The sequence below is a fragment of the Massilia sp. IC2-278 genome (assembly GCF_020708045.1).
Taxonomy (GTDB): domain Bacteria; phylum Pseudomonadota; class Gammaproteobacteria; order Burkholderiales; family Burkholderiaceae_D; genus Telluria.
The window spans coordinates 550,493-574,913 of the sequence record NZ_JAJFES010000001.1; the positions used below are offsets into that span (position 1 = coordinate 550,493).

Annotated in this window: 21 protein-coding genes; 5 read left to right on the forward strand and 16 right to left on the reverse strand. The window is 67.1% G+C overall.

The genetic code is table 11. The annotated features are described in order from the left end of the window. Window position 1: 1 nt before the first annotated feature. Both LK540_RS02445 and LK540_RS02450 read right to left on the reverse strand, forming a co-directional pair. A complete protein-coding gene (locus LK540_RS02445) occupies window positions 2-1,519 on the reverse strand; it encodes a cell wall metabolism sensor histidine kinase WalK (RefSeq protein ID WP_229435438.1) in 1,518 nt (505 codons plus the stop codon). Between the two features lie 13 nt (window positions 1,520-1,532). Continuing rightward, a complete protein-coding gene (locus LK540_RS02450) occupies window positions 1,533-2,222 on the reverse strand; it encodes a response regulator transcription factor (RefSeq protein ID WP_229435439.1) in 690 nt (229 codons plus the stop codon). A gap of 185 nt (window positions 2,223-2,407) precedes the next feature. Between LK540_RS02450 and LK540_RS02455 the strand changes: the two genes are divergently transcribed. The 4 genes from LK540_RS02455 to dcd all read left to right on the forward strand — a co-directional run bounded on the left by LK540_RS02455 (window position 2,408) and on the right by dcd (window position 5,334). Next, complete coding sequence (locus LK540_RS02455) at window positions 2,408-2,905, forward strand: periplasmic heavy metal sensor (RefSeq protein ID WP_229435440.1); 498 nt, start codon at window positions 2,408-2,410, stop codon at window positions 2,903-2,905. 10 nt (window positions 2,906-2,915) lie between these two features. Further along, window positions 2,916-3,815, forward strand: coding sequence for an intradiol ring-cleavage dioxygenase (locus LK540_RS02460; RefSeq protein WP_229435441.1), 900 nt, complete (start codon window positions 2,916-2,918; stop codon window positions 3,813-3,815). Between the two features lie 68 nt (window positions 3,816-3,883). Beyond that, window positions 3,884-4,729, forward strand: a complete 846-nt coding sequence (locus LK540_RS02465) for an alpha/beta fold hydrolase (RefSeq protein WP_229435442.1) — start codon at window positions 3,884-3,886, stop codon at window positions 4,727-4,729. Between the two features lie 38 nt (window positions 4,730-4,767). After that, the gene (dcd, locus tag LK540_RS02470; RefSeq protein WP_229435443.1) at window positions 4,768-5,334 is read left to right on the forward strand and encodes a dCTP deaminase; all 567 of its coding nucleotides are present in this window, start codon (window positions 4,768-4,770) and stop codon (window positions 5,332-5,334) included. Window positions 5,335-5,639: 305 nt separating this feature from the next. On the opposite strand, the gene LK540_RS02475 is transcribed toward dcd, so the two are convergent. The 14 genes from LK540_RS02475 to wrbA all read right to left on the reverse strand — a co-directional run bounded on the left by LK540_RS02475 (window position 5,640) and on the right by wrbA (window position 22,742). After that, the gene (locus LK540_RS02475) at window positions 5,640-7,895 is read right to left on the reverse strand and encodes an arginine/lysine/ornithine decarboxylase (RefSeq protein WP_229435444.1); all 2,256 of its coding nucleotides are present in this window, start codon (window positions 7,893-7,895) and stop codon (window positions 5,640-5,642) included. A 201-nt stretch (window positions 7,896-8,096) separates the two neighbouring features. Beyond that, window positions 8,097-8,735, reverse strand: a complete 639-nt coding sequence (locus tag LK540_RS02480) for a DUF4337 domain-containing protein (protein ID WP_229435445.1) — start codon at window positions 8,733-8,735, stop codon at window positions 8,097-8,099. Beyond that, the gene (locus tag LK540_RS02485) at window positions 8,732-9,223 is read right to left on the reverse strand and encodes a dihydrofolate reductase (protein WP_229435446.1); all 492 of its coding nucleotides are present in this window, start codon (window positions 9,221-9,223) and stop codon (window positions 8,732-8,734) included. Before LK540_RS02485 ends, LK540_RS02480 begins: the two co-directional genes overlap by 4 nt. A gap of 124 nt (window positions 9,224-9,347) precedes the next feature. After that, on the reverse strand, window positions 9,348-10,019 hold the full coding sequence (locus LK540_RS02490) for an MOSC domain-containing protein (protein ID WP_229435447.1): 672 nt from the start codon (window positions 10,017-10,019) through the stop codon (window positions 9,348-9,350). Window positions 10,020-10,035: 16 nt separating this feature from the next. Beyond that, window positions 10,036-10,830: a thymidylate synthase gene (gene thyA / locus LK540_RS02495; RefSeq protein ID WP_229435448.1), complete on the reverse strand. Its 795-nt coding sequence runs from the start codon at window positions 10,828-10,830 to the stop codon at window positions 10,036-10,038. Window positions 10,831-10,864: 34 nt separating this feature from the next. Then, complete coding sequence (locus LK540_RS02500) at window positions 10,865-11,956, reverse strand: low specificity L-threonine aldolase (RefSeq protein ID WP_229435449.1); 1,092 nt, start codon at window positions 11,954-11,956, stop codon at window positions 10,865-10,867. 227 nt (window positions 11,957-12,183) lie between these two features. Further along, window positions 12,184-14,211, reverse strand: coding sequence for a Cache 3/Cache 2 fusion domain-containing protein (locus LK540_RS02505; protein WP_229435450.1), 2,028 nt, complete (start codon window positions 14,209-14,211; stop codon window positions 12,184-12,186). Window positions 14,212-14,329: 118 nt separating this feature from the next. Further along, window positions 14,330-16,219: an ABC transporter transmembrane domain-containing protein gene (locus LK540_RS02510; RefSeq protein WP_229435451.1), complete on the reverse strand. Its 1,890-nt coding sequence runs from the start codon at window positions 16,217-16,219 to the stop codon at window positions 14,330-14,332. A 26-nt stretch (window positions 16,220-16,245) separates the two neighbouring features. After that, window positions 16,246-17,310 (reverse strand): carotenoid 1,2-hydratase, encoded by a 1,065-nt coding sequence (locus LK540_RS02515; protein WP_229435452.1) that lies wholly within the window; start codon window positions 17,308-17,310, stop codon window positions 16,246-16,248. Further along, entirely contained in the window at window positions 17,310-19,871 is a 2,562-nt protein-coding gene (locus LK540_RS02520; protein WP_229435453.1) for an FtsX-like permease family protein, read from the reverse strand. The genes LK540_RS02515 and LK540_RS02520 overlap by 1 nt, the downstream gene beginning before the upstream one ends. Further along, complete coding sequence (locus LK540_RS02525; protein WP_229435454.1) at window positions 19,859-20,290, reverse strand: DUF4124 domain-containing protein; 432 nt, start codon at window positions 20,288-20,290, stop codon at window positions 19,859-19,861. The genes LK540_RS02520 and LK540_RS02525 overlap by 13 nt, the downstream gene beginning before the upstream one ends. Before the next feature lie 16 nt (window positions 20,291-20,306). After that, a complete protein-coding gene (locus tag LK540_RS02530) occupies window positions 20,307-21,716 on the reverse strand; it encodes an FAD-binding oxidoreductase (protein ID WP_229435455.1) in 1,410 nt (469 codons plus the stop codon). Then, window positions 21,709-22,107 carry a DUF2069 domain-containing protein gene (locus LK540_RS02535; RefSeq protein WP_229435456.1) on the reverse strand — a complete coding sequence of 133 codons (399 nt, stop codon included), beginning with the start codon at window positions 22,105-22,107 and terminating at the stop codon, window positions 21,709-21,711. Before LK540_RS02535 ends, LK540_RS02530 begins: the two co-directional genes overlap by 8 nt. Beyond that, window positions 22,107-22,742, reverse strand: coding sequence for an NAD(P)H:quinone oxidoreductase (gene wrbA, locus LK540_RS02540; RefSeq protein WP_229435457.1), 636 nt, complete (start codon window positions 22,740-22,742; stop codon window positions 22,107-22,109). The genes LK540_RS02535 and wrbA overlap by 1 nt, the downstream gene beginning before the upstream one ends. A 141-nt stretch (window positions 22,743-22,883) precedes the next feature. On the opposite strand from wrbA, the gene LK540_RS02545 reads away from it, so the two are divergent. Continuing rightward, the gene (locus tag LK540_RS02545; protein WP_374041311.1) at window positions 22,884-24,254 is read left to right on the forward strand and encodes a YihY family inner membrane protein; all 1,371 of its coding nucleotides are present in this window, start codon (window positions 22,884-22,886) and stop codon (window positions 24,252-24,254) included. Window positions 24,255-24,421 lie beyond the last annotated feature (167 nt).

The following is a 24,421-nucleotide window of genomic DNA, read 5'->3' on the forward strand; positions in this document are numbered from 1 at the left end:
TCTAAGCGGCCAGCGGCAGCGCGATCGCCACCTGCAGCCCGCCGCCGTCGCGGTTGCGCGCGACGATGCTGCCGCCGTGGGCATGCACGACGCGCTGCGCGATCGCCAGTCCGAGGCCGTGGCCATCGACGTTGTTCTTGCCCGGGTTCGAGCGGAAGAAGGGTTCGAACACGGTCGGCAGGTCGGCGTCACGGATGCCCGGTCCGCGGTCCAGCACCTCCACGTGGACCAGTGGCCCGCGCGCGACCAGGCGGATGTCGACCCGGCCGCCCGCGCCGCCATGCTTGACGGCATTGCGCACCACGTTCTCGACCGCGCGCCACAGCAGGTCGGGCGCGCCGCGCACGGTGGCCTGCGGTTCGCCTTCGATCTCGACCTCGATGGCGGGGCCATCGTCGCCGGCCTCGAAGCGTGCATCGAGGGCGATGCCGTCGACCAGCTCCTGCATATCAACGGGTTCGTTCTTCGGCAGGTCGGGATTGGCCTCCAGGCGCGACAGCGTCAGCAGCTCGCCGACCAGTTTGTCCATGCGCACGCTCTCGCGTTCGATGCGTTCGAGCGAGGTGGCGATCTTGTCGGGCTGCTGGTGCGCCAGGCCGATGGCGGCCTGCAAGCGCGCCAGCGGCGAGCGCAGTTCGTGCGAGACATCGTGCAGCAGGCGGCGCTGGCCATCCATCAGGGCGCGCAGCTGGCCGCTCATGCGGTCGAAGTCGCGTCCGAGGTCATTCAGTTCGTCGCCGCCGAGCCGGTCGCCGTCGGTGAAGCGCGGCGACAAGTCGCCGGCCGATGCAGCCTCGAAGGCGCTGCGCAGCGCGCGGATCGGACGCGAGAAGTACCAGGCGAGGAGGGCGGCGAAGAACAGGCTGACGATGATCGCGGCCAGCATCGGAATCGGCCTGCTCATCGGCGAGAACGGGCCGAAAGGACCGCGCGGACCGTCGCCGCGGCCGAAGCCGGAACGGTCGTCGGGTCCACCCGGGCCATTCGGGCCAGGCATGCCGCCTGCGCGCTCGCCTGGGCCGGTCGTGTCCATGCCAGCCGGCGGCCCTTCGGCGCCGGGGCCGGCAACTTGCGCCGCGGTGAGCGTATCGCCGGCGGCATTGCGATACATGCGCGGCACGAACAGCAGCAACTGCTGGCCGTCGGGCGCCTTCAGCTGGCGCACCGGCCGGTAAGGACGGTCGGCGGCCAGTTCGCGGCGCGCCTGTTCGCGCATGCTCGGCGTGACTTCGCGCCCCAGCAGTTCGCGGCCGTTGCTGAACACGGCATACACGGAATGCCGGCCCTTCTGCGAGACGATTTCGCGCAGCGCCGGAACGCCGCCGTATTTCAGGGCGATGGCGGCCGAGTCGAGCATGAAGCCGGCCGGCGGCCCGGTTTCGATCAGGGTGATGGTATTCGACAGGCGTGCCTGCTCGCGCAGCCAGAACACGCTGCCGATGCCGACGGCCGCCGCGACCTGGGCCAGCAGGATCGACAGGAAGAACTTCCAGAACAAACGGCCAGTGCGGCGTCCCATGCGTCGGCCGATTTCAGTCGCGGATCAGCTGGTAGCCCAGACGGTAGACCGTCTGCAGCGGCGAGCGGCCGTCGTCGAGCGTGCCGAGCTTGTGGCGCAGGCTGCTCAGGTGGACGTCGATATTCCGGTCGAAGCGCGCCAGCGGCCGGCCCAGGCCCTGCTCGGACAGTTCGTTCTTGCTCACCGGTTTCCCCGCATGGCGCGCCAGCACTTCCAGCAGGTTGAATTCGGTGCTGGTCAGTTCCAGCGGCTTGCCGTCCCAGGTGGCGCGGCGCTGCGCGGGCATCATGAGCAGCTTGCCGACCGCGAGCACGACGCCGGCGCCGCTGCCCGGCTGGGTGTCCTGGGTACGGCGCAGGATGGCGCGCACGCGGGCCGTCAGTTCGCGCGGGGTGCAGGGCTTGGTCACGTAATCGTCGGCGCCGAGTTCCAGGCCGAGGATGCGGTCGGCGTCGTCGCCGCGGCCGGTCAGCATCAGCACCGGGATGCGGCTTTGCGCGCGGATGCGGCGCAGGGTGTCGATACCGTTTAGTGCCGGCATCATGACGTCGAGGATGGCGATCGCATAGCGCCCGCTCAGGGCTTCGCGCGCGCCGGTCTCGCCGTCGTGGGCGCAGGCGACCGCGAAGCCCTCCTGCTCGAGGTATTCGGTAAACATGCCGACCAGCTCGGCGTCGTCGTCGATCAACAGTACATGGTTCATCCTCCGGATGATAGCAAAGCGGCCGTTACCCTGCGCGTGCGGCAGGCGTGCTTTTACCCAGCTTTACACCCCGGCGGTCCGCATATGGACCGGGGTGTTCCTTACGCCGTTTTACGCCGGCTTTACAGCGCTTTACAAGGCCGCGCACCAGAATGGGCGCCATTCGACACGCAATGGAGCACCACATGAGCATTCTCCGCACCGCCGCCGCCGCATTCGCCGCCACCGCCTTCGCCTCGGCCGCGCTGGCCGCACCCGCAGCGGACGCGCCGCCGCCCGGCGCGCCGGCAGCCGCCGACTTCGACCCCGGCCCGGACTTCGACCGCGGCCCCGGCCCCGGTCCACGCGGCCCGGGTCCGCGCATGGGTGGTCCCGGCCTGCCTTTCCTGCACGGGATCGACCTGAGCGAAGGCCAGGAAGACCGCCTGTTCGCGATCATGCATGCCCAGGCGCCGCAACTGCGCGAACAGGAAAAGGCGGAGCGCAAGGCGCTCGAAGCCCTGGACGCGATGCGCGAATCGGGCCGCGTCGACGACGCCAAGGCAGCGGCGCAGGCCAAGGCCCTCGGCCAGGCCATCGCCGCCCAGGAACTGCTGCGCGTGCGTACCGCCGCCCAGGTGATGGCGCTGCTCACGCAGCAGCAGAAGGAAGCAATGGAACGCCAGCGCGCACCACGTGACTGAGGAGACGAACATGAGCGAACACGATCATCACGGCGGCCTTGCCGCCGACATCGACCGGCTGCTGGGTGCGGCCACTAACCGGCGCCAGACCCTGCGCTGGCTGCTGGCCGGCGCTGCCTCGGTGCCGCTGGCCAGCTGCGGCGGTGGCGGCGAAAGCGGTACAAGCGCCACCGGCAGCCTGCTATCGAGCGGCAGCACCGGCAGCGGCAGCACCGGTACCGGCAGCACGGGCACAGGCAGCGGCACCACGACCGGCAGCACGAGCTGCGCGGTGATTCCCGAGGAAACCGGCGGCCCGTATCCGGCCGACGGCACCAACAGCAGCAACGGCAAGGTCGCCAATGCTCTGGTCCTGTCGGGCATCGTGCGCAGCGACATCCGCTCCAGCATCGCCGGCGCGACCGGCGTGGCCCAGGGCGTGCCGCTGACGATCCGCCTGAAGATCGTCAACGCGGCCAGCAGCTGCGCCACGGTCGCCGACGCCACCGTCTATCTCTGGCACTGCGACCGCAACGGCAATTACTCGATGTATTCAGGCAGCATCAGCGGCGAGAACTACCTGCGCGGGGTGCAGGCCGCCGACGCCGACGGCTACGTGACGTTCCTCACCATCTTCCCGGGCTGCTACGACGGGCGGATGCCGCACGTACACTTCGAGGTTTATCCGACGCTGGCGAAGTCGACGGTCGCGTCGAACCGCATCAAGACCTCGCAGTTCACCTTCCCGCTGGCCACGCTGAACGAGGTGTACACGGCCACCGCCTACGCTAGCAGCGTGCAGAATCTGGCGCGTATCAGCTATGCCACCGACAACGTGTTCAGCGACGGCACCGGGCTGCAGATGGCCTCGATGAGCGGCGACATCGTCAACGGCTATGTGGCGGAACTGACTGTAGGGGTTTCCCTCTAAACCGGGAACGCACGGGACCTTGTCACATTACAATCGAAACCTCATCCGTTTCCTGCGTCCCGTGCTCCATGACCAAACCCTTGCTGCATTTTTGCCACGGCAATAGCTTCCCGTCCGGTACCTATCGTCAACTGCTTGAAGGCTTGAGCGCGCATTACGATGTGCACAGCACCGACATGGTCGGACACGACCCGCGCTACCCGGTGGGCGATGGCTGGAGCGGGCTGGTGGACGAGCTGATCGCCGAACTGGAAGGGTATGGCCGCCCGGTGATCCTGGTCGGCCATTCGCTGGGCGGCATGCTGAGCACGATGGCTGCCGCGCGCCGGCCCGAGCTGGCGCAATGCGTGGTGATGCTCGATTCGCCGGTGGTGGCCGGGTGGCGCGCCTTCCTCTGGCGTATCGTGAAGCTGCTGGGCAAGGGCACGAAGTTTTCGCCGGCGCGCTTTTCCGAACGCCGCCGGAATGTCTGGCCGGACCGCGACGCCGCCTACAAGCATTTCATCTCGAAGGATATTTTTGCCGCCTGGGCGCCGGGCGTGCTCGACGATTACCTGGACGTCGGCCTGAAGCCGCATCCCGAGGGCGTACAGTTGCGTTTTGATCGCGCCGTCGAAACCCAGATCTACAACTCGCTGCCGCACCACATGGGCGAGGTCATCCGTCACGACTTCCCGGTACCGGTCGGTTTTATCGGCGCCGACCGCTCCGAGGAACTGCGTCAGGCTGGACTGGAATCGACGCGCAAGCTGGTCGGGGCGAACTTCGTCATGACCGAGGGCAGCCATCTGTATCCGCTGGAGCAGCCAGCTCGCGCAGCGCAACTCACCCATGAGATGATCGGGCGCCTGCTGGCCCAACGTGCTAGTCAAGCTGGCAACGAGAAGCAGGACCAGCGCGGTCTTTTCGCGTAAAATCGCGGGATTTTCCGCACTTCCCGAAAGAACTCAGCATGGCAATTAAAAGCGATAAATGGATCCGCCGCATGGCGCAGGAAACCGGCATGATCGAACCTTTCGAGCCGGGCCAGGTCCGCGAGGCCGACGGCCGCCGCATCATTTCCTACGGCACATCGTCGTACGGCTACGATATCCGCTGCGCCGACGAGTTCAAGGTCTTCACCAACATCAACAGCACGATCGTCGATCCGAAGAACTTCGACGAGAAGTCGTTTGTCGACATCAAGAGCGATGTCTGCATCATCCCGCCGAACTCGTTCGCGCTGGCGCGCACCATGGAATACTTCCGCATCCCGCGCAATGTGCTGACCGTTTGCCTGGGTAAATCGACGTATGCGCGCTGCGGCATCATCGTCAACGTGACGCCGTTCGAGCCGGAGTGGGAAGGTTATGTGACGCTGGAGTTCTCGAACACGACGCCGCTGCCGGCCAAGATCTACGCGGGCGAAGGTTGTGCGCAGGTGCTGTTCTTCGAGTCGGATGAAGTCTGCGAAACGTCTTATAAAGACCGTGGCGGCAAGTACCAGGGGCAGCATGGCGTGACCTTGCCGAAGACCTGATAGGGTTTTTGAAGGCAGGAACCTGAACCCGTATCATATCGCGACGCTGGTGCTTGCCCGGGTAGGGTGGGCACTTGTGCCCACGCGGTTTCACCTTTTGCGCAGAGGCGCACGTGACGGAGTCACCGTGTAAGCATCTGAGATGTTTTCAGATGGCGCTGTACGCGGCAGTCCTATACCGCGTGGGCACAGGTGCCCACCCTACAAAAACATCGCGGTGCATGCCGTCGCGATTTCAGCGACAAAAAAAGAGGAGCCAGCGGCTCCTCTTCTCACATCAGGCTGTTACTTCAGTCAGTCCTGTCTCAGTCCTGTTTGACGCAATCCACGAAGTACCCCAGCTTGCCATCGATCTCGCGCTTGACCAGGCCGTGCACGTCGGTCTCGAAGCCCGGGAAGCGTTCGTTGAAGTCGCGTGCGAAGCGCAGGTAATCGACGATGGTCTTGTTGAAGCGCTCGCCCGGAATCAGGAGCGGAATGCCCGGCGGATAAGGCGTCAGCAGGATGGCAGTCGTGCGGCCTTCCAACTCCTCGATCGCCACACGCTCGATGTCGCGGCGCGCCATCTTGGCGAATGCATCCGACGGCTTCATTGCCGGCACCATGTCCGACAAATACATCTCGGTGGTCAGGCGCGCCACGTCGTATTGCTTGTAGAAGGTGTGGATCTGCGTGCACAGGTCGCGCAAACCGCGGTCTTCGTAGCGCGGGTTCGCCGAGGCGAACTGCGGCATCACCTGCCACATCGGCTTGTTGCGGTCGTAGTCGTCCTTGAACTGCTGCAGCGCCGTCACCAGGGTATTCCAGCGGCCCTTGGTGATCCCGATCGTGAACATGATGAAGAACGAGTACAGGCCGCACTTCTCGATGATGACGCCGTGCTCGGCCAGGTACTTGGTGACGATCGAGGCCGGGATGCCGGTCTCGCCGAACTGGCCGTCCAGCGACAGGCCAGGCGTGACGACCGTCGACTTGATCGGGTCGAGCATGTTGAAGCCTTCGGCCAGGTTGCCGAAGCCGTGCCAGTCGTCGTCGGCGTGGATCATCCAGTCCTGCTGGGTGCCGATGCCTTCTTCGCCCTTCACGTCCGGGCCCCAGACCTTGAACCACCAGTCGTCGCCGTATTCGGCGTCGACCTTCTTCATGGCGCGGCGGAAGTCCAGCGCTTCCAGGATCGATTCTTCCACCAGCGCGGTGCCGCCCGGTGCTTCCATCATGGCGGCGGCGACGTCGCAGGAGGCGATGATCGAGTACTGCGGCGAAGTCGAGGTGTGCATCAGGAAGGCTTCGTTGAAGGCGTCCTGGTCGAGCTTGACCGATTCCGATTCGCGCACCAGCACCTGCGAGGCCTGCGACAGGCCTGCGAGCAGCTTGTGCGTCGACTGGGTCGAGAAGATCATCGACTGCTTGGCGCGCGGACGGTCGCGGCCGATCGCGTGCATGTTCTTGTAGAAGTCGTGGAAGGTCGCGTGCGGCAGCCAGGCTTCGTCGAAGTGCAGGGTGTCGATGCGGCCATCCAGCATTTCACGCAGCACTTCCACGTTGTACACCACGCCGTCGTAGGTCGACTGGGTGATGGTCAGGATGCGCGGCTTCTTGTCCTTGGCTTCGCGTGCGAACGGGTTCGCCTCGATCTTGCGGGCGATCGATTCGGGCGTGAACTCTTCCAGCGGGATCGGGCCGATGATGCCAAGGTTGTTCCGGGTCGGCATCAGGAACACGGGGATCGCGCCGCACATGATGATCGAGTGCAGGATCGACTTGTGGCAGTTACGGTCGACCACGACGATGTCGCCCGGCGCGACGGTCGAGTGCCAGACCATCTTGTTCGAGGTCGAGGTGCCGTTGGTGACAAAGTAGCAGTGGTCGGCGCTGTAGATGCGCGCGGCGTTGCGCTCGGACTTCGCGACCGGGCCGGTGTGGTCCAGCAGCTGGCCGAGTTCTTCCACGGCGTTGCAGACGTCGGCGCGGAGCATGTTCTCGCCGAAGAACTGGTGGAACATCTGGCCGACCGGGCTCTTCAAAAAGGCGACGCCGCCCGAGTGCCCAGGGCAGTGCCACGAGTAGGAACCGTCGTAGGCGTAGTTCACCAGCGCGCGGAAGAACGGCGGCGCCAGCGAATCCAGATAGGCCTTGGCTTCGCGGATGATGTGGCGCGCCACGAATTCCGGCGTGTCCTCGAACATGTGGATGAAGCCGTGCAGCTCCTTCAGGATGTCGTTCGGGATGTGGCGCGAGGTGCGGGTCTCGCCGTAGATGTAGATCGGGATGTTCGAGTTCTTGTGACGGATCTCCTGCACGAAGGCGCGCAGGCGTGTCAGGGCGAAGTCGGTTTCCTCAAACGAGCCGCCGCCGAATTCCTCGTCGTCGATCGACAGCACGAAGGCCGAGGCGCGCGACTGCTGCTGGGCGAACTGCGACAGGTCGCCGTAGCTGGTCAGGCCCAGCACCTCCATGCCTTCTTTTTCCATCGCCGCGGCGAGCGCGCGAATGCCGAGACCGGACGTGTTCTCGGAACGGAAATCCTCGTCGATGATGACGATGGGGAAGCGAAATTTCATTGACAGCTCCAATGCGAAGCGCCGTGGGGGCAGCCACGTCGGGTTGACGCGGCCCGCTCACACGGCACCGAAAAATAAGAAGCGGATTTTCGCAGAAAACCCGCTGTCCGGTGAACTTTTTTTGTTAGGGTAACCACATGCGCCGTGGGGCGGCGCACTCTAGCGGCCAGCAGCGCAGTTCAGCCGCAAATCAGCCGCAGTTCAGCCGCGTGCGCGCCGTCCCAGGCCCTTCAGCAGCTCGACGCAGAGGATGGCGCCGAGTGCCGCAACGAAGGGCGCGGCCACCAGCGGCGTCGGCTCCACGTGCAGCCAGGCGAAGGCGCCGATCACCAGGCCGAAGACGGCCACGGTGACGGTGGCGCCGAGCAGCCAGGTGCGGCGCGCCAGCAGTGCCACGGCGGCCAGCGAGATCGCGATCTGCTGGGCCACCGAAGCCAGCGACCACTGGCGGTGGCGGTGCAGCGCCTCCTCCGACTGTTCGCTGAACTTGGCCGACGACGCGTCCCAGCGCTCGGCCTCGACCCGGATATCGTCCTTCTCCTGCTGGTAGCGCAGCACCTCGGCGCGGTAATGCACGTGGTCGACGCCGGGCAGGTTGGTGGCCAGCTCGGCCAGGTTCTGCTTGTTCGACTTGGCCTGGTAATGGTTCCAGGCGTTGGCCGCGCTGGTCTTGTCGATGGCGGCGCTGTTCTTCAGCAGCGCCGCTTCGTTGTAGCTGCTGTTGCCGATGAAGCCGAACAGCGTGCCGATGGTGGCCAGGATCGCGATCAGCACCGCCACCTTGCCGGCAAAGCCGTCGCCGCCGCGCGATGCCGGGGCCTTTGCTGCGGGCAGGCTCATGCCGCCGCCTTGCGTTCGTAGGTGACGAAGGCGTAGTCGTAGCCGTTCTTGTCCGAGTGATGGGTTTCGCGCGCGGTCTCTTCCCACACGGCCGGGTCGATGGCCGGGAAGAAGGTGTCACAGGCGAAGGTGTGGGCGATCTCGGTGACGATCATGCGGTCGGCCACATCGAGCGCCGCGGTGAAGATCTGGGCGCCGCCGATGATGCTGGCTTCGTCGCCCTGCACCAGTGCGATCGCCTCGGCCAGCGACGTCACTGCATCGACGCCCTCATGCCGCCAGTCGGCGTTGCGGGTGACGACGATGTTCTGCCGGCCCGGGAGCGGGCGGCCGATCGAGTCGAAGGTCTTGCGGCCCATGATGATCGGGCGGCCGAGCGTGACGCGCTTGAAGTGGGCCAGGTCTTCGGGCAGGTGCCAGGGCAGCTGGTTGTTGACGCCAATGCCGCGCCCGGCGTCGATGGCGACGACCATGGTGAGGCGGGTCATTGGGATACCGCCTGTGGCATTGCGGAAGAAGATGGAAGGGCGTGCATGGTGTGATTCCTTGTTGCAATGCAATGAAGTCGGCAGATGGTGTCGTGACTTGCGGTGTCTGTCAAGATATTGGCGCTCAAGGCTGGCCGAACAGCTCCGAACCGTTCCAGCGCGGTGCCTTGCTGCCACTTCCGGCTGCGACCGCCCGGTTCGCATAGTGCGGCCCTATCTTGGCCAAAAAACGTGGAAAAGCGCGGCAATAGCTGGACTGGATGCCGGCCAGGCGAGCCAGCTGGGCATATTCGACGACGCTGCCCGCAGGCGCGGCATCCAGTACCGCCGTCACCCGTGCGCGCCAGTCGTCGAGCCACGGCGGCATGCGCTCGTCCAGCTGCACGATGGTATCGCCTGCAACGACGGTGCCGCCGTCGACGACGCGCGCCAGCATGCCGCGTCGGTTGCCGAGCGCCCGCGCCAGGCCAGGGCGCTGCAGGTCCAGCTGGCCGCAGGCTTCACACGCGAACATCAGGCGAATGCGCGCCTCTGCGCCGATCTGGAGAATGGTGCCGGAAGCGAGACTGGCCGTATCAACATCGACCAGCAAGTTCTCGCGCAGCGTGTGCGCGGGAAGACCGAGTGATTCGTACACCGAGGAACTGGCCAGCAGAAGCTGGCGCGGCGAGATCGGGTCGGCGTGGACATCGCCCTCAAAGCCCTGACCTGCCAGCGCCACGGCGCGCTCGACGCGAACCGGCAACACGCGGCGGTCTGCACGCAGCGACAAGGAACGAACCTGGCCGATGACCATCACGGGCCAGCGAACGTCAGACCGCGACCGGCGCCTTGATCCCCGGGTGCGACTGGTAATCGACGACCTCGAAGTCCTCGAAGCGGTAGTCGAACAGCGAGTCGGGCTTGCGCTTGATGACCAGCTTCGGCAACGGGAAGGGCTCGCGCGAGAGCTGTAAGTCCGCCTGTTCCAGGTGGTTCGAATACAGGTGGCAGTCGCCGCCGGTCCAGATGAAATCGCCCATCTCCAGGCCGGCCTGCTGGGCCATCATGTGGGTCAGCAGCGCGTACGAGGCGATGTTGAAGGGCACGCCGAGGAAGATGTCGGCGCTGCGCTGGTATAGCTGGCACGACAGCTTGCCGTCGGCCACGTAGAACTGGAAGAAGGCGTGGCAGGGCGGCAGCTTCATCTGCGGGATGTCGGCCACGTTCCAGCTTGATACGATCATGCGGCGCGAGTCCGGCGTGGTCTTGATCTGTTCCAGCACCTGGGCGATCTGGTCGATGTGCCCGCCGTTCGGCGCCGGCCAGTTGCGCCACTGGTAGCCGTAGATCGGGCCGAGGTCTCCGTTGGCGTCAGCCCATTCGTCCCAGATCGAGACGCCGTTTTCCTTCAGGAAGGCGATGTTAGTCGAGCCCTGCAGGAACCAGATCAGTTCATGGATGATGGACTTCAGGTGCACCTTCTTGGTCGTCACCAGCGGGAAGCCTTCCTGCAGGTCGAAGCGCATCTGGTGCCCGAACACGGACAGGGTGCCGGTGCCGGTGCGGTCCGTTTTATGGGCGCCATGCTCTTTCACATGGCGCATGAGGTCGAGGTATTGGCGCATCGCAGTCCTTCGTGGGAAAACCCGGCATTGTAACTTATGCAGGCGTGCGCAGTTCGGCTGCCAGCAAGGCCAGCGCCTCGACCACCTTCTCGTCCGCCGCGTCCAGCAGATTGTGGCCGACGTACAGTTCGAAGTAACTGGTATCCGGCAGCACGCCATGGCTGATGCGGTTGAACAGCCACACGCCGTGGCGCTCGGCCAGGCGTTCGCGGATCGCCAGCGCGCGTTCGCGGCTCACCGGCAGGTGCAGGTGAAGCATGTTGGCCGCGGGGCGGGCCGGATTCACGCGGATCTCCGGGTGCGCGCGCAGGGCCTCGAACAGGAACTCGGTGCGTTTGAAATAAGCGGGCATTGCGGCCAGGCGTGCGTCGAACTGCATGGCGGCGGCCACGATGTACGGCGAGCGGTGGATGACATTGCCGCCCTGGCGCCGGAACCATTCCGCGGCGCGCGCGACAAAGTCGTCGCTGCCGGCCAGCATGGCGCCGCCCAGACCACCGATGCCCTTGTACAGCGACACGTACACCGAATCGAAGCCGGCTGCGATCTCGGCGACCGATTTGCCATAGCCGGCTGCCGTTTCCCACAGGCGCGCGCCGTCCATGTGCAGGTGGGCGCCGCGCGCCTTGCAGTGGGCCTTGATGGCGTCGAGTTCATCCCAGGACGGCGCCTGGCCGCCGATCTCGCGCATCGGCAGCTCCACGCCCACGGCGCCGAGGCGGTCGGGGATGGCGCCCAGGTCGGCCGCGGTGAAGGGGCGGTGGCGGTCGCCGATTTGCAGGGCGTCGAAGTGATCGAGTAGCTGGTAGTTGGAGCGCTCGTGCACGAAGATGTGCGAGGTCGGGTGCAGGGCGACCGGAGCCCGATTGCGGTCGGTGCTGGCCAGGCGCAGGGCGGTGACCTGGGCCATGGTGCCGCTGATGCAGAACACGGCGGCTGGAAAGCCGAGCAGGGCGGCGATTTTCTTCTCGAAGGACTCGATCAGGTCGCCGCTGCCGTAGACGTCGTGCTCGATGTCGTTGGCTTCGCACCAGGCGGCCATGTCGGCGTACAGCTCGGCGGGGCGGCGAGCGCGGTGGCCGGGGAAGATGGTGTGGCAGCGGCGGATCAGGTCGGCGTCGGTCAAGATGGGCTCCGTTCAGAAGGAGCGCCAGTGTATACCGTGGATGGGGACTTGTCCCCACCGGCATCACTAGCCGAGTAGGACGTAGAGTGGACACCTGTGTCCACGCGGTCTCACCCTGCGAGACCACGGAACACGAACCATGGCGACTGCCGGAACTGACCGATGACGCAGCGGTGCTACACAGCGTGGGCACAGGTGCCCACCCTACGAAAAGCAACCCCGCAGATTCAACCCAGCGTCAGCGCAGGACGTCCTGCCGGCGCCGGCAGCGCCGCGTTGGCCGCCGCCGCATCCAGCCGGAACGCACGCACCGCGCGCGCCAGTTGCGCCGCCTGGTCCTGCATCGCCTGCGCCGCGGCGCTGGCTTCCTCAACCAGCGCCGCGTTGCGCTGGGTCGCTTCGTCCATTTCGCCGATCGCCAGGTTCACCTGCTCGATGCCGCCGCTCTGTTCCGCGCTGGCGGCGCTGATGTCGGCCATGATGTCGGTCACGCGGCCGACGCTGGCCAGCACCTCGTTCATGGTGGCGCCGGCTTCGCTCACCAGCCGGCTGCCGGCTTCCACGTCGCTGTTCGAGGCGGCGATCAGGGCCTTGATTTCCCTGGCCGCGGCGGCGCTGCGCTGGGCCAGGTTGCGCACTTCGTTGGCCACGACCGCGAAGCCGCGTCCCTGTTCGCCGGCGCGCGCCGCTTCCACGGCCGCGTTCAACGCCAGGATATTCGTCTGGAAGGCGATGCCGTCGATGACGCCGGTGATGTCGCCGATCTTGCGCGAGGACTGGTTGATCGACTCCATGGTGTCGATCACCTGGGCCACCATGCTGCCGCCCTTTTGCGCGACGCTGGAGGCGTTCACCGCCAGCGCGTTGGCCTGGCGCGCGTGGTCGGCGTTCTGGCGCACGGTTTCCGTCAGCTCGCCCATCGACGACGCGGTGGTCGCCAGGCTGGCTGCCTGTTCCTCGGTGCGCGAGCACAAGTCGAGGTTGCCGGTCGAGATTTCCTGCGAGGCGTTGGCGATCTGCTCGGCGCCGTCGCGCACGTTGCCGACCACCGAGGACAGATTGCGGCTGATGCCGTTCATGGCGTCGGTCAGGCGGCCGATCTCGTCCTGGCCGCGGCTGGCGATCTGCACCGTCAGGTCGCCTTCGGCGATGCGCACGGCGGCGTCGCGCACCTCGGCCAGCGGACGCGTCACGGCGCGGCGCACAAAGGCGTACAGCACCGCGGCAAAGGCGGCCAGCGCCACCAGGCCGAAGCTGATGTAGCGGTTGCGCAGGGTGGTGGCCTCGGCCGTGATCTCGTCGGCATAGGTGCCGCCGGCGATCACCCAGTTCCAGTCCTTGAACCAGGTGTAGACGACGAATTTCTCGCGCGCCGCTTTGTCGCCCGGATTCTGCCAGTCGTAGCTGATCTTCCCGGATTTGGTCTGCAGGATCTCCTTGACGTACTCGCGGCCGTCGGCGCTCTTGTTGGCCAGGATGTTCCGGCCTTCCTGCGCCGGGTGCACGACCAGCTCGCCATAGGCCTTGCCGGGCGCCGCGTTCAGCACGTAGAAGTAGCCGGTTTCGCCGACCCGGGCGGCGCGGATGCGTTCCTTCAGGGCCGCCAGGTGGGCGCTGATGTCCACACCCACGTACAGCGCGCCGACCACCTTGCCGCCGGCGTCGCGCACCGGTTCGTACTGGGTGATGAACTGCTTGCCGAACAGGGTCGCCAGGCCGACGTAGACCTTGCCCTCGCGCAGGGCGGCATAGGCGGGCGCAGCGTGGTCGAGCGCGGTGCCGACGGCGCGCTCGCCGTTTTCCTTCTTCACCGAGGTGCTGATGCGCACGAAGTCGTCGCCGCTGGCGGCGAAGATGGTGGCGTTGCCGCCTGTTTCGCTGGAGAAGCGATCGGCGGCGCTGAAGTCGAGGTTCAGGACCCTGCCGTCGATCTTCAAGCTGGGCACGGCCTTGCCGCCGATGTCGACTGTCTCGCCGGCGTCGAGTGCGAAGCTGCCCTTGAACCCGGCGGCGAAGATCTTGCCGAAGCTGACGGCCTCGTTCGAGACCGTCTTGTTGAACAGCTCGACGGTGGCCACCAGGCCGTTCAGTTCGGTCGAGACATTGTGGTCGGCGCGTTCCTCGAGCAGGCTCGAGGTGGTGGCGCTGATGGTGAGCACCAGGGCGCCGATGATGACGCCGACCAGGGCAAAGCTGAAGGCGCTGATCTTGGAGCCGACGCTCCAGCTGGCAATATGGAATGATCGCTTAGACATGGTAAGAGAAATAAGGGAAGTGCCGGTTTCTCTCCCGATCATAACCGCTGGTTATTCCTCATCGCAATGAAAGTTGACTCATGTTATTACAAATGCTGCTGCGCAACAACGCTTTGTATCAACCTTGTATATGTATGTGGTGAAATTGTAATGCAGCCAGGTTGGCATAGATGCCACCCTGGGCCACCAGCGAGGCATGCGTGCCGGTCTCGACCACTTGCCCGTCTTCCATCACCACGATGCGGTCGGCGCGCTGCACGGTGGCCAGGCGGTGCGCGATGATAATGGTGGTGCGTCCGACCATGGCCGCTTCCAGCGCGCCTTGCACCAGGCGCTCGGATTCGGCGTCGAGGGCGCTGGTGGCTTCGTCGAGCAGCAGCAATGGCGGGTTCTTCAGCAGGGCGCGTGCGATGGCGATGCGCTGGCGCTGGCCGCCAGACAGGCGTACGCCGCGCTCGCCGAGGAAGGAGCGGTAGCCCTGGGGCAGGCGCTCGATGAATTCGTGGGCCGCGGCCAGCTTTGCTACCGCAATCACTTCGTCGTCGCTGGCGTCCGGGCGGCCGTAGCGGATGTTTTCCATCGCATCGGCCGAGAAGATGACCGTGTCCTGCGGCACGATGCCGATCGCGTCGCGCAGGGTGTGCAGATCGAGGTCGCGGATATCGACACCGTCGAGCCGGATCGCGCCGGCCTGCGGATCGTAGTAGCGCAGCAGCAGCTGGAACAGGGTGGTCTTGCCGGCGCCCGAAGGGCCGACCACGGCCACGGTTTCGCCGGGCCGGATGTCGAGCGAGACGTGCGACAGCGCGGCGCTGTCCTGGCGCGACGGGTAGGCGAAGGTCACGTCCTGCAGGGCCAGCGCTGCGCCACGATCCGCGCCGGTGGTGCGCCGCGGCAGCGGCTGCGGGTGGGCCGGGTTGCGGATGTCCGAGCGTGCGGCCAGCAGTTCGAGCAGGCGCTCGGTGGCGCCGGCGGCGCGCTGGGCTTCGCCCATCACCTCGGACAGCGCGCCGATCGAGCCGGCCACGATCGAGGCGTACAGGATGAACTGCCCGAGTTCGCCGCCGGTCATGCTGCCGCGCAGGACCGCATGCGCGCCCAGCCAGAGCACGAAGACGATGGTGCCGAACACCAGCACGATGGCCAGCATGGTCAGCAGCGAACGCGCGCGGATGCGCTGCATGGCGGCCGCGAACGCGCCTTCCACCGAGGCGCCGAAGCGGCGCGCCTCGATCTTCTCGTGGGTGTAGGCCTGCACGGTCGGCATGGCGTTCAGGATTTCGCCGGCCAGGGCCGAAGCGTCGGCAATGCGGTCCTGCGAATCGCGCGAGAGCTTGCGCACGCGGCGCCCGAACAGCACGATCGGCACGATCACCGCGATCAGGAGGCCGAAGATGATGGCGGTGAGCTTGGCGTCGGTCACGAACAGCATCACCAGGCCGCCGATGAACAGCAGCACATTGCGCAGGGCGACCGAGATGCTGGTGCCGACCACGGCCTGGATCAGGGTGGTGTCGGTGGTCAGGCGCGACAGCACTTCGCCGGTTTGCGTGGTCTCGAAGAACTCCGGGCTCTGGTTCACCACGTGGCTGTAGACGGCGCTGCGGATGTCGGCCGTCACCCGTTCGCCCAGCCACGACACCATGTAGAAGCGCGCCGCGGTGGCGATCCCGAGCACGGTGGCCACGCCGAACAGGGCGAGGAAGGTGGCGTCGACGTTCTTGATGCTGTGCGCGCCGGCCGCCGCGCCGAAGCCGAGATCGATCATCTGCTTGAAGGCGGCCGGGATCGCGAGCGTGGCGCCGGCCGCGAACAGCAGGGCGATGCCGGCCAGGATGAACTGGCGGCGGTAGGGGCGCAGGAAGGGGAACAGGCCCTTGAAGGCGGCGAGGCTGCCCTTCTCGGGCGCGGAGGATGCGGTACGGGTAGTGCCGGGGGATTGCTTGGTCACGGGTTTGTTCACGGGTTCGGTCAAGGTATTGCCTGTTGTTGTTCTGTCTCGTGTCATTGTTCTATAGCTTCACGCCGTTCGCTTCATAGTTTCATTGCACGCAGGTAGCCGGTCATCTCCAGGTAGCCGCGGCCGGCGGGCACGCCGTCGCGCGCCACCGTAACCGCGCCTTCCCAGTACACGGCGCCGGTCGAGCGGCGCGAGTCGAGTTCCTGGTCCTGCTGCAGGGGCGTGACCTGCCAGCGCGTGGCGCCGATGGCTATCGTGGTGGCAACCGGGTATTCGGCATTCGTGCGCGGCGACTTCCAGCGCGCCTGCGGCGTAAAACGCACCTGGTCGGGCGCGTAGCGGGTGACCTTGCCAGCGCGGTCGCGCAAGGTGGCGTGCGCCCATAGTTTACCACCTCCCTTGGCCCTGATCTGGAAAGCCATCAGCGCCGAGCCGTCGTCGAGGTTGGCGGCGACCCAGTCCCAGCCGCTGGCCTCGGGCTGCAGGGCTTCGCTCGACCATTCATGGTCGAACCAGGCGCTGCCCGTCACCGCACCCGCCGCACCGGGCCGCCCGGCCGTGCCGCTCACGCGCAGCTGCGGGTGGCTGTAGTAGTAACTCGCGTGCTGCGCGGCCGCGCCCTTGCGCGAATAGCCGCCTTCGCCCTGCACCAGCACCGGCTGGGTCGGGGTCAAGATGAGGTCCATGCTCATCTCGCCGGACTTCACCGTGACGCGGTAGCTGCCGTCCGGGGAGCGCTGCATGCGCCAGTCGTCGAGCTTGACATCAAGATCGCCGGTCTTCGCCCAGGCCAGGCCGAAACCTTCGCGCGCGCTGCGCTGGTCGTGCAGCAGGCGCCCGACGGCGGGATCGGACAGCGCGGCATGGCCGATCACCAGCTGGTGCGGCGCAAAAGCGCTCGGGTTGGCGGTATCGTGCGCGGTGCGGCTGCGGAAGAACGTGACCTGGAAGCCGAGCGGCTTGCCGTCCGCCTGTTGCAGCCAGCCGGTGACGTACCACCATTCGGTGCGAAAGTCCGGATGGGCGCCGTAGTCGAGCGGGAACGTCAAGGCCCGGCCGGGCGTGACGGGCGCAAACACCGGCGGCGCGGCGAACGCCAGCTGGCTCACCCACAGCAGGATCAAGAAAACCACACGCATCACCAATCCTCCCTCACCGCCCGCACCGGCCCGCCGGACAAGGCATAGCGCCCCGACACCAGGGCCGTGGCCACCGAGGCGCCGACCAGCACGGCCGCCACGGTAGCCAGCAAGCCCCAGGGCAGGTGCAGCTGCATGGTCCAGTGGAAGGATTGCGGGTTCACGACGAACACCAGAATGAGGCTGATCACCAGGCCCAGGGCAAAGCCGCAGGCCACGCCCAGGCCGGTCAGCAGCCCGCCCTCGCAGGCCAGGATGCCGAGCACCTGGCCGCGCGTCACGCCCACGTGGCGCAGCATGCCGAACTCGCGCGCACGCGCCAGGGTCTGGGCCGAGAAGGTGGCGGCCACGCCGGACAGCCCGATCACGATGGCGATCGCTTCCAGCAGGTAGGTGACGGCAAAGCTGCGATCAAAAATCTGCAAACTGGCGGCGCGGATGTCGCCGGGCCGGGCCAGCTGCAGCGCGGGGCCGAAGGGCAGGGCGCGCAAGGCTTTTTCGATGCGGTCGGTGGCCGCTTCGTCCCCGGTGTAGATGGCGGCATCGGTCACCGCCGTCTCTCCGGTCAGCGCGCGGTAGTCCGGCAAGCGGATCACGACCGAACCGGACTGGTTGGCGTAATCGCGCCAGACGCCGGCGACAAAGAAGGGCGCCGGCTTGCCGCCCAGCGGCAGGGTGATCGCCTGGCCGACGCGCGCGCCGTACAGGTCGAGCATGGCTTCGGAAACCCAGGCCGGCCGCGCACCCTGCGGCAGCGGACTGGAAGCGCCGACCAGGAACAGCAGGCGGCCCGGGTCCGCCGCGTCGATGTCGCGCGCAATCAACACCACGTCGGGCCGGTCTGCCGCCAGCGAGACCGGGCGTGTGCGCAGGAACTGCACCTGGCCGGCGCCCGCCGTGGCCTTGATCGCCGCCTGTTCCTCCGGCCCCAGCGCACCGCTGCTGCCGCCGGTGGCGGTGCGCACGTACAGGTCGGCCGGCAGGATGTGGCGCATCCAGTCGTCCACCGACACGCGGAAGCTGGCGACCATGATCCCCATCGCCACCATCAGGCTGAAGCTGGCCAGCACGCCACCGAGCGCAATCGAGGCCTGGCCCGGCGCATTCGCCAGGCGCGACATCGTCAGCGCCAGCACCGGCGGCGGCGCCGGGCGCGTCAGGAGCGGCCGGTTCAGCAGGCGGAACACGCTGGCGGCCAGGCGCGGCATCAGGCCGATGCCGCCGATCAGCAGCAGGGCAATGGCGAGGTAACCGAACAGCGGCAGCTCGAACACCGGCGGCGCCAGGGCGAACAGCGCCGCCAGCGCCAGGCAGACGAGGGAAGGCCAGACCCGCGCCAGGCGCGCCAGCGCCGCTTCGTCGTTGCCGGACTTCAGGGCCACGGCTGGCCGCGCGCGCGCCGCGTCCCAGGCCGGCGCCAGGCAGCCGAGCAGGGCCACGCCCAGACCCAGGGCAAAGAAGACGCCTGCCGCCAGCGGCGTGAACACCACCTGCGGCTTGATGCCCGGGAAGTAGCCGGCGCCCAGGTCGCCCCCAAAAAAGCGCAGCGCCAGCGCCGCCAGCACGTAGCCGGCCGCCACGCCGAGCAGGGCGCCGATCACGCCCAGGCTGGCGCCTTCGAGCAGCACCTGGCGCAGCAACTGGCCGCGCTCCACACCCAGCACGCGCAGCAGCGCGAACTGGCTGCGCCGCCGCATCACCGACAGGGCCTGGGTCGAGAACACCAGGAAGGCGCCGGTGAACAGGGCCACCAGGGCCAGCACCGTCAAGTTCACGCGGTAGGCGCGGCTGAGGTTATTGTTGCGGCTTTCCTGGTCGCTGTCGTTCGGCTGCCCAATGCGGAAGCGTCCCGGAAAATCGCGTTCCAGTTCGCGCGTGAGGCGCGCCTCGAATTCGGCGCGGTTCACGCCGTCGCGCAGTTTCAGGTCCACGCGCGAGAGCTTGCCGAGCTGCCTGAAGCGCCACTGGGCGGCGCCGATGTCCATCACCCCGATGCGCTGGCCGGGGCGGGCGGCCTGCACCGGGCCGGCCACGCGCAGGCTGAAGTCGGCGGTGCCGGCGCGCAGCGTCAGCGTGGCGCCGTCGCGCAGGTCCAGCCAGCTTTGCGCGGCGGGCGACAAAAACACGGTGTCGTCGGCCAGCACGTCGGCCCCGCGCCCTTCGCCCGGCACGCCGAGCAGGTCGGGTGCGATGTAGCCGGCGCGCAGCGGGTCGATGCCGACGATGCGCAAGGCGCCCTTTGCACTCGGCACGGCAGCCTGGACTTCGAGCACCGGCGAGGCCAGCGCCACGCCCTCGTATTCGGCCAGGCGCGGATAGATCGCTTCGTCGAACAGGGCCTCGCGGCCCAGCACCTGGATGTCGGCCTGGCCGGACAGGCTCTTGATCGCGGCCGAGAATTCGTTAAAGGCAGCGGCATTGATCAGGTGGATGGCGAAGCCCATGGCCACGCCGACCGCAATCGCCGCGATCGCCAGCACGGCGCGCACCGGATGCGCGCGCCATTCGCCCAGCAGCAGCCAGCGCGACAGGAGGGGAGAGAGATTGTTCAGGCCGGACATTCCACCGCCAGCGCCTCCGCCTGCCGTTTCGCCTTCAGGCGCGCACCGGCCACGGCCTCGCCGCGGGCGCGGCCCAGGTCTTCGTCCAGCCACCTTTGCTTCAGGCGCAGGCGCTCGCATTTCTGGCGCTGCACCGCAAAGGCTTTGGCGGCGCGCTGGCGTTCGCGTTCTTCGCGCAGTTCGCCGGCGGCGCGTTCCTTTTCCAGCGCCAGCAGGCGCAACCGGTCGCCCGCCAGTTTGTCGCTCGCCGCCTTGTCGGGCGGCGGCGCGGCGCGCACGGCCAGTTCAAGGCCGGCGCCGTCGGCGCAGGGCTGGTCGCCGTAGGCCACCTTGCCGGCCACCGTACACTTGTAGATGCTGCCTGCCAGCGCGCCTTGCGCCGCCATGCAGGCAATGATTGCCGCCAAAAACTTTTTCATCGATCCACTCCCCGGTTCACAGAATTTTGCCGGGGTTCATAATGCCGAGCGGGTCGAGCGCCGCCTTGATGGCACGCATCATGTCCAGTTCGACCGCATCCTTGTAGCGCACCAGTTCCTCGCGCTTCAGGGCGCCGATGCCGTGCTCGGCCGAGATCGAGCCGTCGAAGGCGGCCACGCTGTCGTGCACGATGCGGTTGATGGCCTCCTGGTTGGCGAGAAAAGCTTCGTGCGCCACGCCTTCCATCGGCGCCACGTTGTAGTGCAGGTTGCCGTCGCCGAGGTGGCCGAAGCAGACCACCTGGCAGCCGGGGAAGCTGGCCGCCAGCTGGCGGTCGGTGCTGGCGATGAATTCGGCGATGCGCGAGATCGGCAGCGAGACGTCGTGCTTGATGTTCTTGCCGGCCGCGGCCTGCGCCAGCGGGATGTGCTCGCGCAGCTGCCACAAACTGCCCGACTGGGCGCCGGACATGGCCACCACCGCGTCGTCGGCCAGGCCCTGCTCGAGCGCGGCTTCGATGCCGGACTCCAACAACCCGACCGCGTGCGCCTCGGACTCGCTGCTCGACACTTCCAGCAAGGCGTATTGCGCATGGTTGTGCGCGAACGGGCGCGGCAGATGCGGGAAATGGGCGCCGACCAGGCGCAGGCAGAAGTCCGACATCAACTCGTAGGCGGTGAGGCTGGCGCCGCACACGTCCTGCATCAATGACAGCAAGGCCAGGGCGCGTTCGGGCGAAGCCATCGCGACCAGCGCCGTGGTCGATGCCCGAGGCTGCGGATACAGTTTCAATACAGCGGCGGTGACGATGCCGAGCGTGCCCTCGGCGCCGACGAACAAATCGCGCAGGGCGTAGCCGGTGTTGTCCTTGCGCAGGCCGCGCAGGCCGTCCCAGATCCGGCCCTGGGGCGTGACCACTTCCAGGCCCAGGCACAGGTCGCGCGTGTTGCCGTAGCGCAGGACGGCGGTGCCGCCGGCATTCGTCGACAAGTTGCCGCCGATAGTGCAGCTGCCCTCGGCCGCCAGCGACAGCGGGAACAGCAGGCCGGCTTCCTGGGCCGCGTCCTGGATCTGCCGCAGGATGCAGCCGGCCTGTACGGTGATGGTGCGGTTGACGGTGTCGACGCCGAGGATGCGGTCCAGGCGGCGCAGCGAGATCACCACCGCCTCGCCGCTGGCGTCGGGCACGCTGCCCAGTACGAGGCCGGTGCGTCCGCCCTGCGGCACGATCGGCACGCGGTGTTCGGCGCAGGCTTGCACCAGCTGCGCCACCTCGTCGCGGCTGCCGGGCAGCAGCACGGCGCGGGCGCGGCCGGTGAAGCGGCCGCGCCAGTCGGTGAGGAAGGGCGCCATCTCGGGCGCCCCGGTCAGCACCCGCGACGCGCCGCAGACTGCGCGGCAGCGCGCGAGGAAAGCATCAGTCATGCGGTACTTTCACCTTGTCGAGCAGCTCCTTGGCCATGCGCTGCGCCGCCTTTTTATACGGATGCAGGTAGAGCAGGGCACATGCGAAATACACGCAGACGAGGACGATCTCGCCCACGGCCATCAGGCGCGAGGCTTCCAGCTCGTCGCTCCAGGCGCGCACCGCGCCCTCGGCGAAGTAGACCAGGATCACCATCGACGACCATTGCAGGGTGTAGAGGTCGCGCTTGATGACGCCGCGCAGCGGCACCAGCAGGGGCAGCGCCTTCAGCGCCAGCAATGAGCCGCCGGGATGCAGCGGGGCGACCCAGATTTCCCAGGCTACCAGCCAGCCGATCAGCCAGATCAGGCTGGCAATGGCGCCGGCGTGAAAGATCTTTGGGGTTTCCATCAGCGTGGTCCGTGCAGTGGTGTGTGCAATGGCGATTGCAGGCGGGCGGCGGCTTCGGCCAGGCGGCGGCCCTGCGCGATGGCAAGGCACTTCTCGTCTTCCGTGATGGGCTTGTCGCCGTCGATTCCGGCCCAGTGGGTGGCGCCGTAGGGGCTGCCGCCGCTGGCCGTGTTCATCAGTTCCGGGTGGGCGTAGGGCAGGCCCATCAACAGCATGCCGTGGTGCAGCAGCGGGATCATCATCGACAGCAGCGTCGCTTCCTGGCCGCCGTGCAGGCTGCCGGTGGAGGTGAACACGGCGGCCGGCTTGCCGGACAGGGTGCCGGCCAGCCATTCCGCTGCGGTGCCGTCGAGGAAGTATTTCATGGCCGCCGCCATGTTCCCGAAGCGGGTCGGCGAACCCAGGGCCAGCCCGGCGCACTCGTGCAGGTCCTGCAATTCGACATAGGGCGCGCCGCCGGCCGGGATGTCGGGCGCGACCGACTCGGCCACCGTCGACACCGCGGGCACGGTGCGCAGGCGCGCCTCGGCGCCGGGAACGGACTCGATTCCCTGTGCGATGAGCTCGGCGAGTTTACGGGTGGCGCCATGGCGCGAGTAGTACAAAACGAGAATAGTCAGGGACGGTGGGTTCATCGTTGGTATTATAGGATGCTTTGCTCAAGTGATAATATCCCGGGCGTGTGAAAAACCTCGATGGCGGCGTTGTGTCGGCTCGCCGCACCGCTTGCCCTTAAGGCTTTTCACACGCCCGGCGGGCGAAACAAAAACGACAATATGCTTTCCAAAACGGTTCACTCGATCTCGCGTTCCACCAGCGACATGTTCAACGTCGGCGCCGAGCGCGTTCGCGCCCTCACGCTGCTTGAGGTGCGCGACCTGCTGCGCTTTGCGCGGCGCCGCCTGCGCGAGGAAAAACTGCCCCAGGTGGCAGGCAGCCTCACCTTTACGACCACGCTCGCCCTGGTGCCGCTGCTGACGATCGTCCTGGCGATTTTTACCACGTTTCCGATTTTCGGTCAGCTCCGCACGGCCATCGAAACCTACTTCGCCCAGGCCCTGATGCCGAAGGCTATTTCCAACACGATCATCTCGAACCTGACCCAGTTCGCCAGCAAGGCCAAGGGTTTGTCGGCGGTCGGGGCGGTGGCCCTGCTGATCACCTCGACGGCCATGATCGGCATGATCGAGCGCGTCTTCAACCAGATCTGGCGCGTGCGCCAGCCGCGCCCGCTGCTGCAGCGCGTGCTGATCTACTGGGCCCTAATCACGCTCGGGCCGCTGCTGTTCGGCCTGTCGATCACCGTGACATCGCAGCTGTTCACCGCCACCGACGGCATCACGCGTTCGGTGCCGCTGGTCGGCAGCCTGTTTGCCAGCCTGTTCTCGACCCTGGCCTCGCTGGCCCTGACCAGCGGCGCCTATACCCTGCTGTACGTGGCCGTGCCGAACCGCTACGTCAACTGGCGCGACGCCCTGTGGGGCGCGCTGGCGGCGGCGCTCGCCTTCGAGCTGGCCAAGCGCCTGTTCGCCCTGTTCATCCGCCAGTTCCCGGCCTACGCCATCATCTATGGCGCGCTGGCGGCGCTGCCGCTGTTCCTGGTCTGGATTTATCTGTCCTGGCTGATCACCCTGGTCGGCGCCGTGGTCGCCGCCGCGCTGCCGGTGGTCAGGCACGAGCGCTGGTGGCACGTGCCGGCGCCCGGCGGCGCCTTTGTCGACGCGATGGCGGTGCTGAAGGTGCTGCACGGCGGCGCGCATGCGACCGGATCGGCGCTGGTCTCGAGCGCGGCGATCCGCGCCCACACGCGCATCGGCTACGACGAGCTGGGGCTGCTGCTGGAGCAGATGGTGACGGCGGGCTGGGTCGGGCGGGTGCAGTCCGAGGTGCCGGCGCACACGCAGTGGGGGCGCACCGTGCGCGCCGGGCAGGACGACTGGGTGCTGCTGGCCGATCCGGGCAAGCTGAAGGTGGCGGATGTGTACCGGCTGTTCGTGTTCGGCGGGGCCGGGGCGGGCTTGACGGCGGCGGTGCCGGCGGCCGATTCGCCGCTGGCGCTGGATACGGCCGGGCTGGCGCGCAGTGTCGAGGCGGCGGTGGAGGCGGGGCTGGACCAGAGTGTGGATGAGTATTTCGGGAACAGGTGAGGCGTTTCCGGCCAGGGTGCTGACCGTACGGTGGGCACTCCGTGCCCACGCGGAATGCGGCACGGTGATAACATGATCCCCGTCGTGATCGTTGATCATTGTTGGCGTCGCCAAATGATCATTTGGATGCGTTTCGAGTATCCGCTGCCGCGTCACCAAATGGCGCT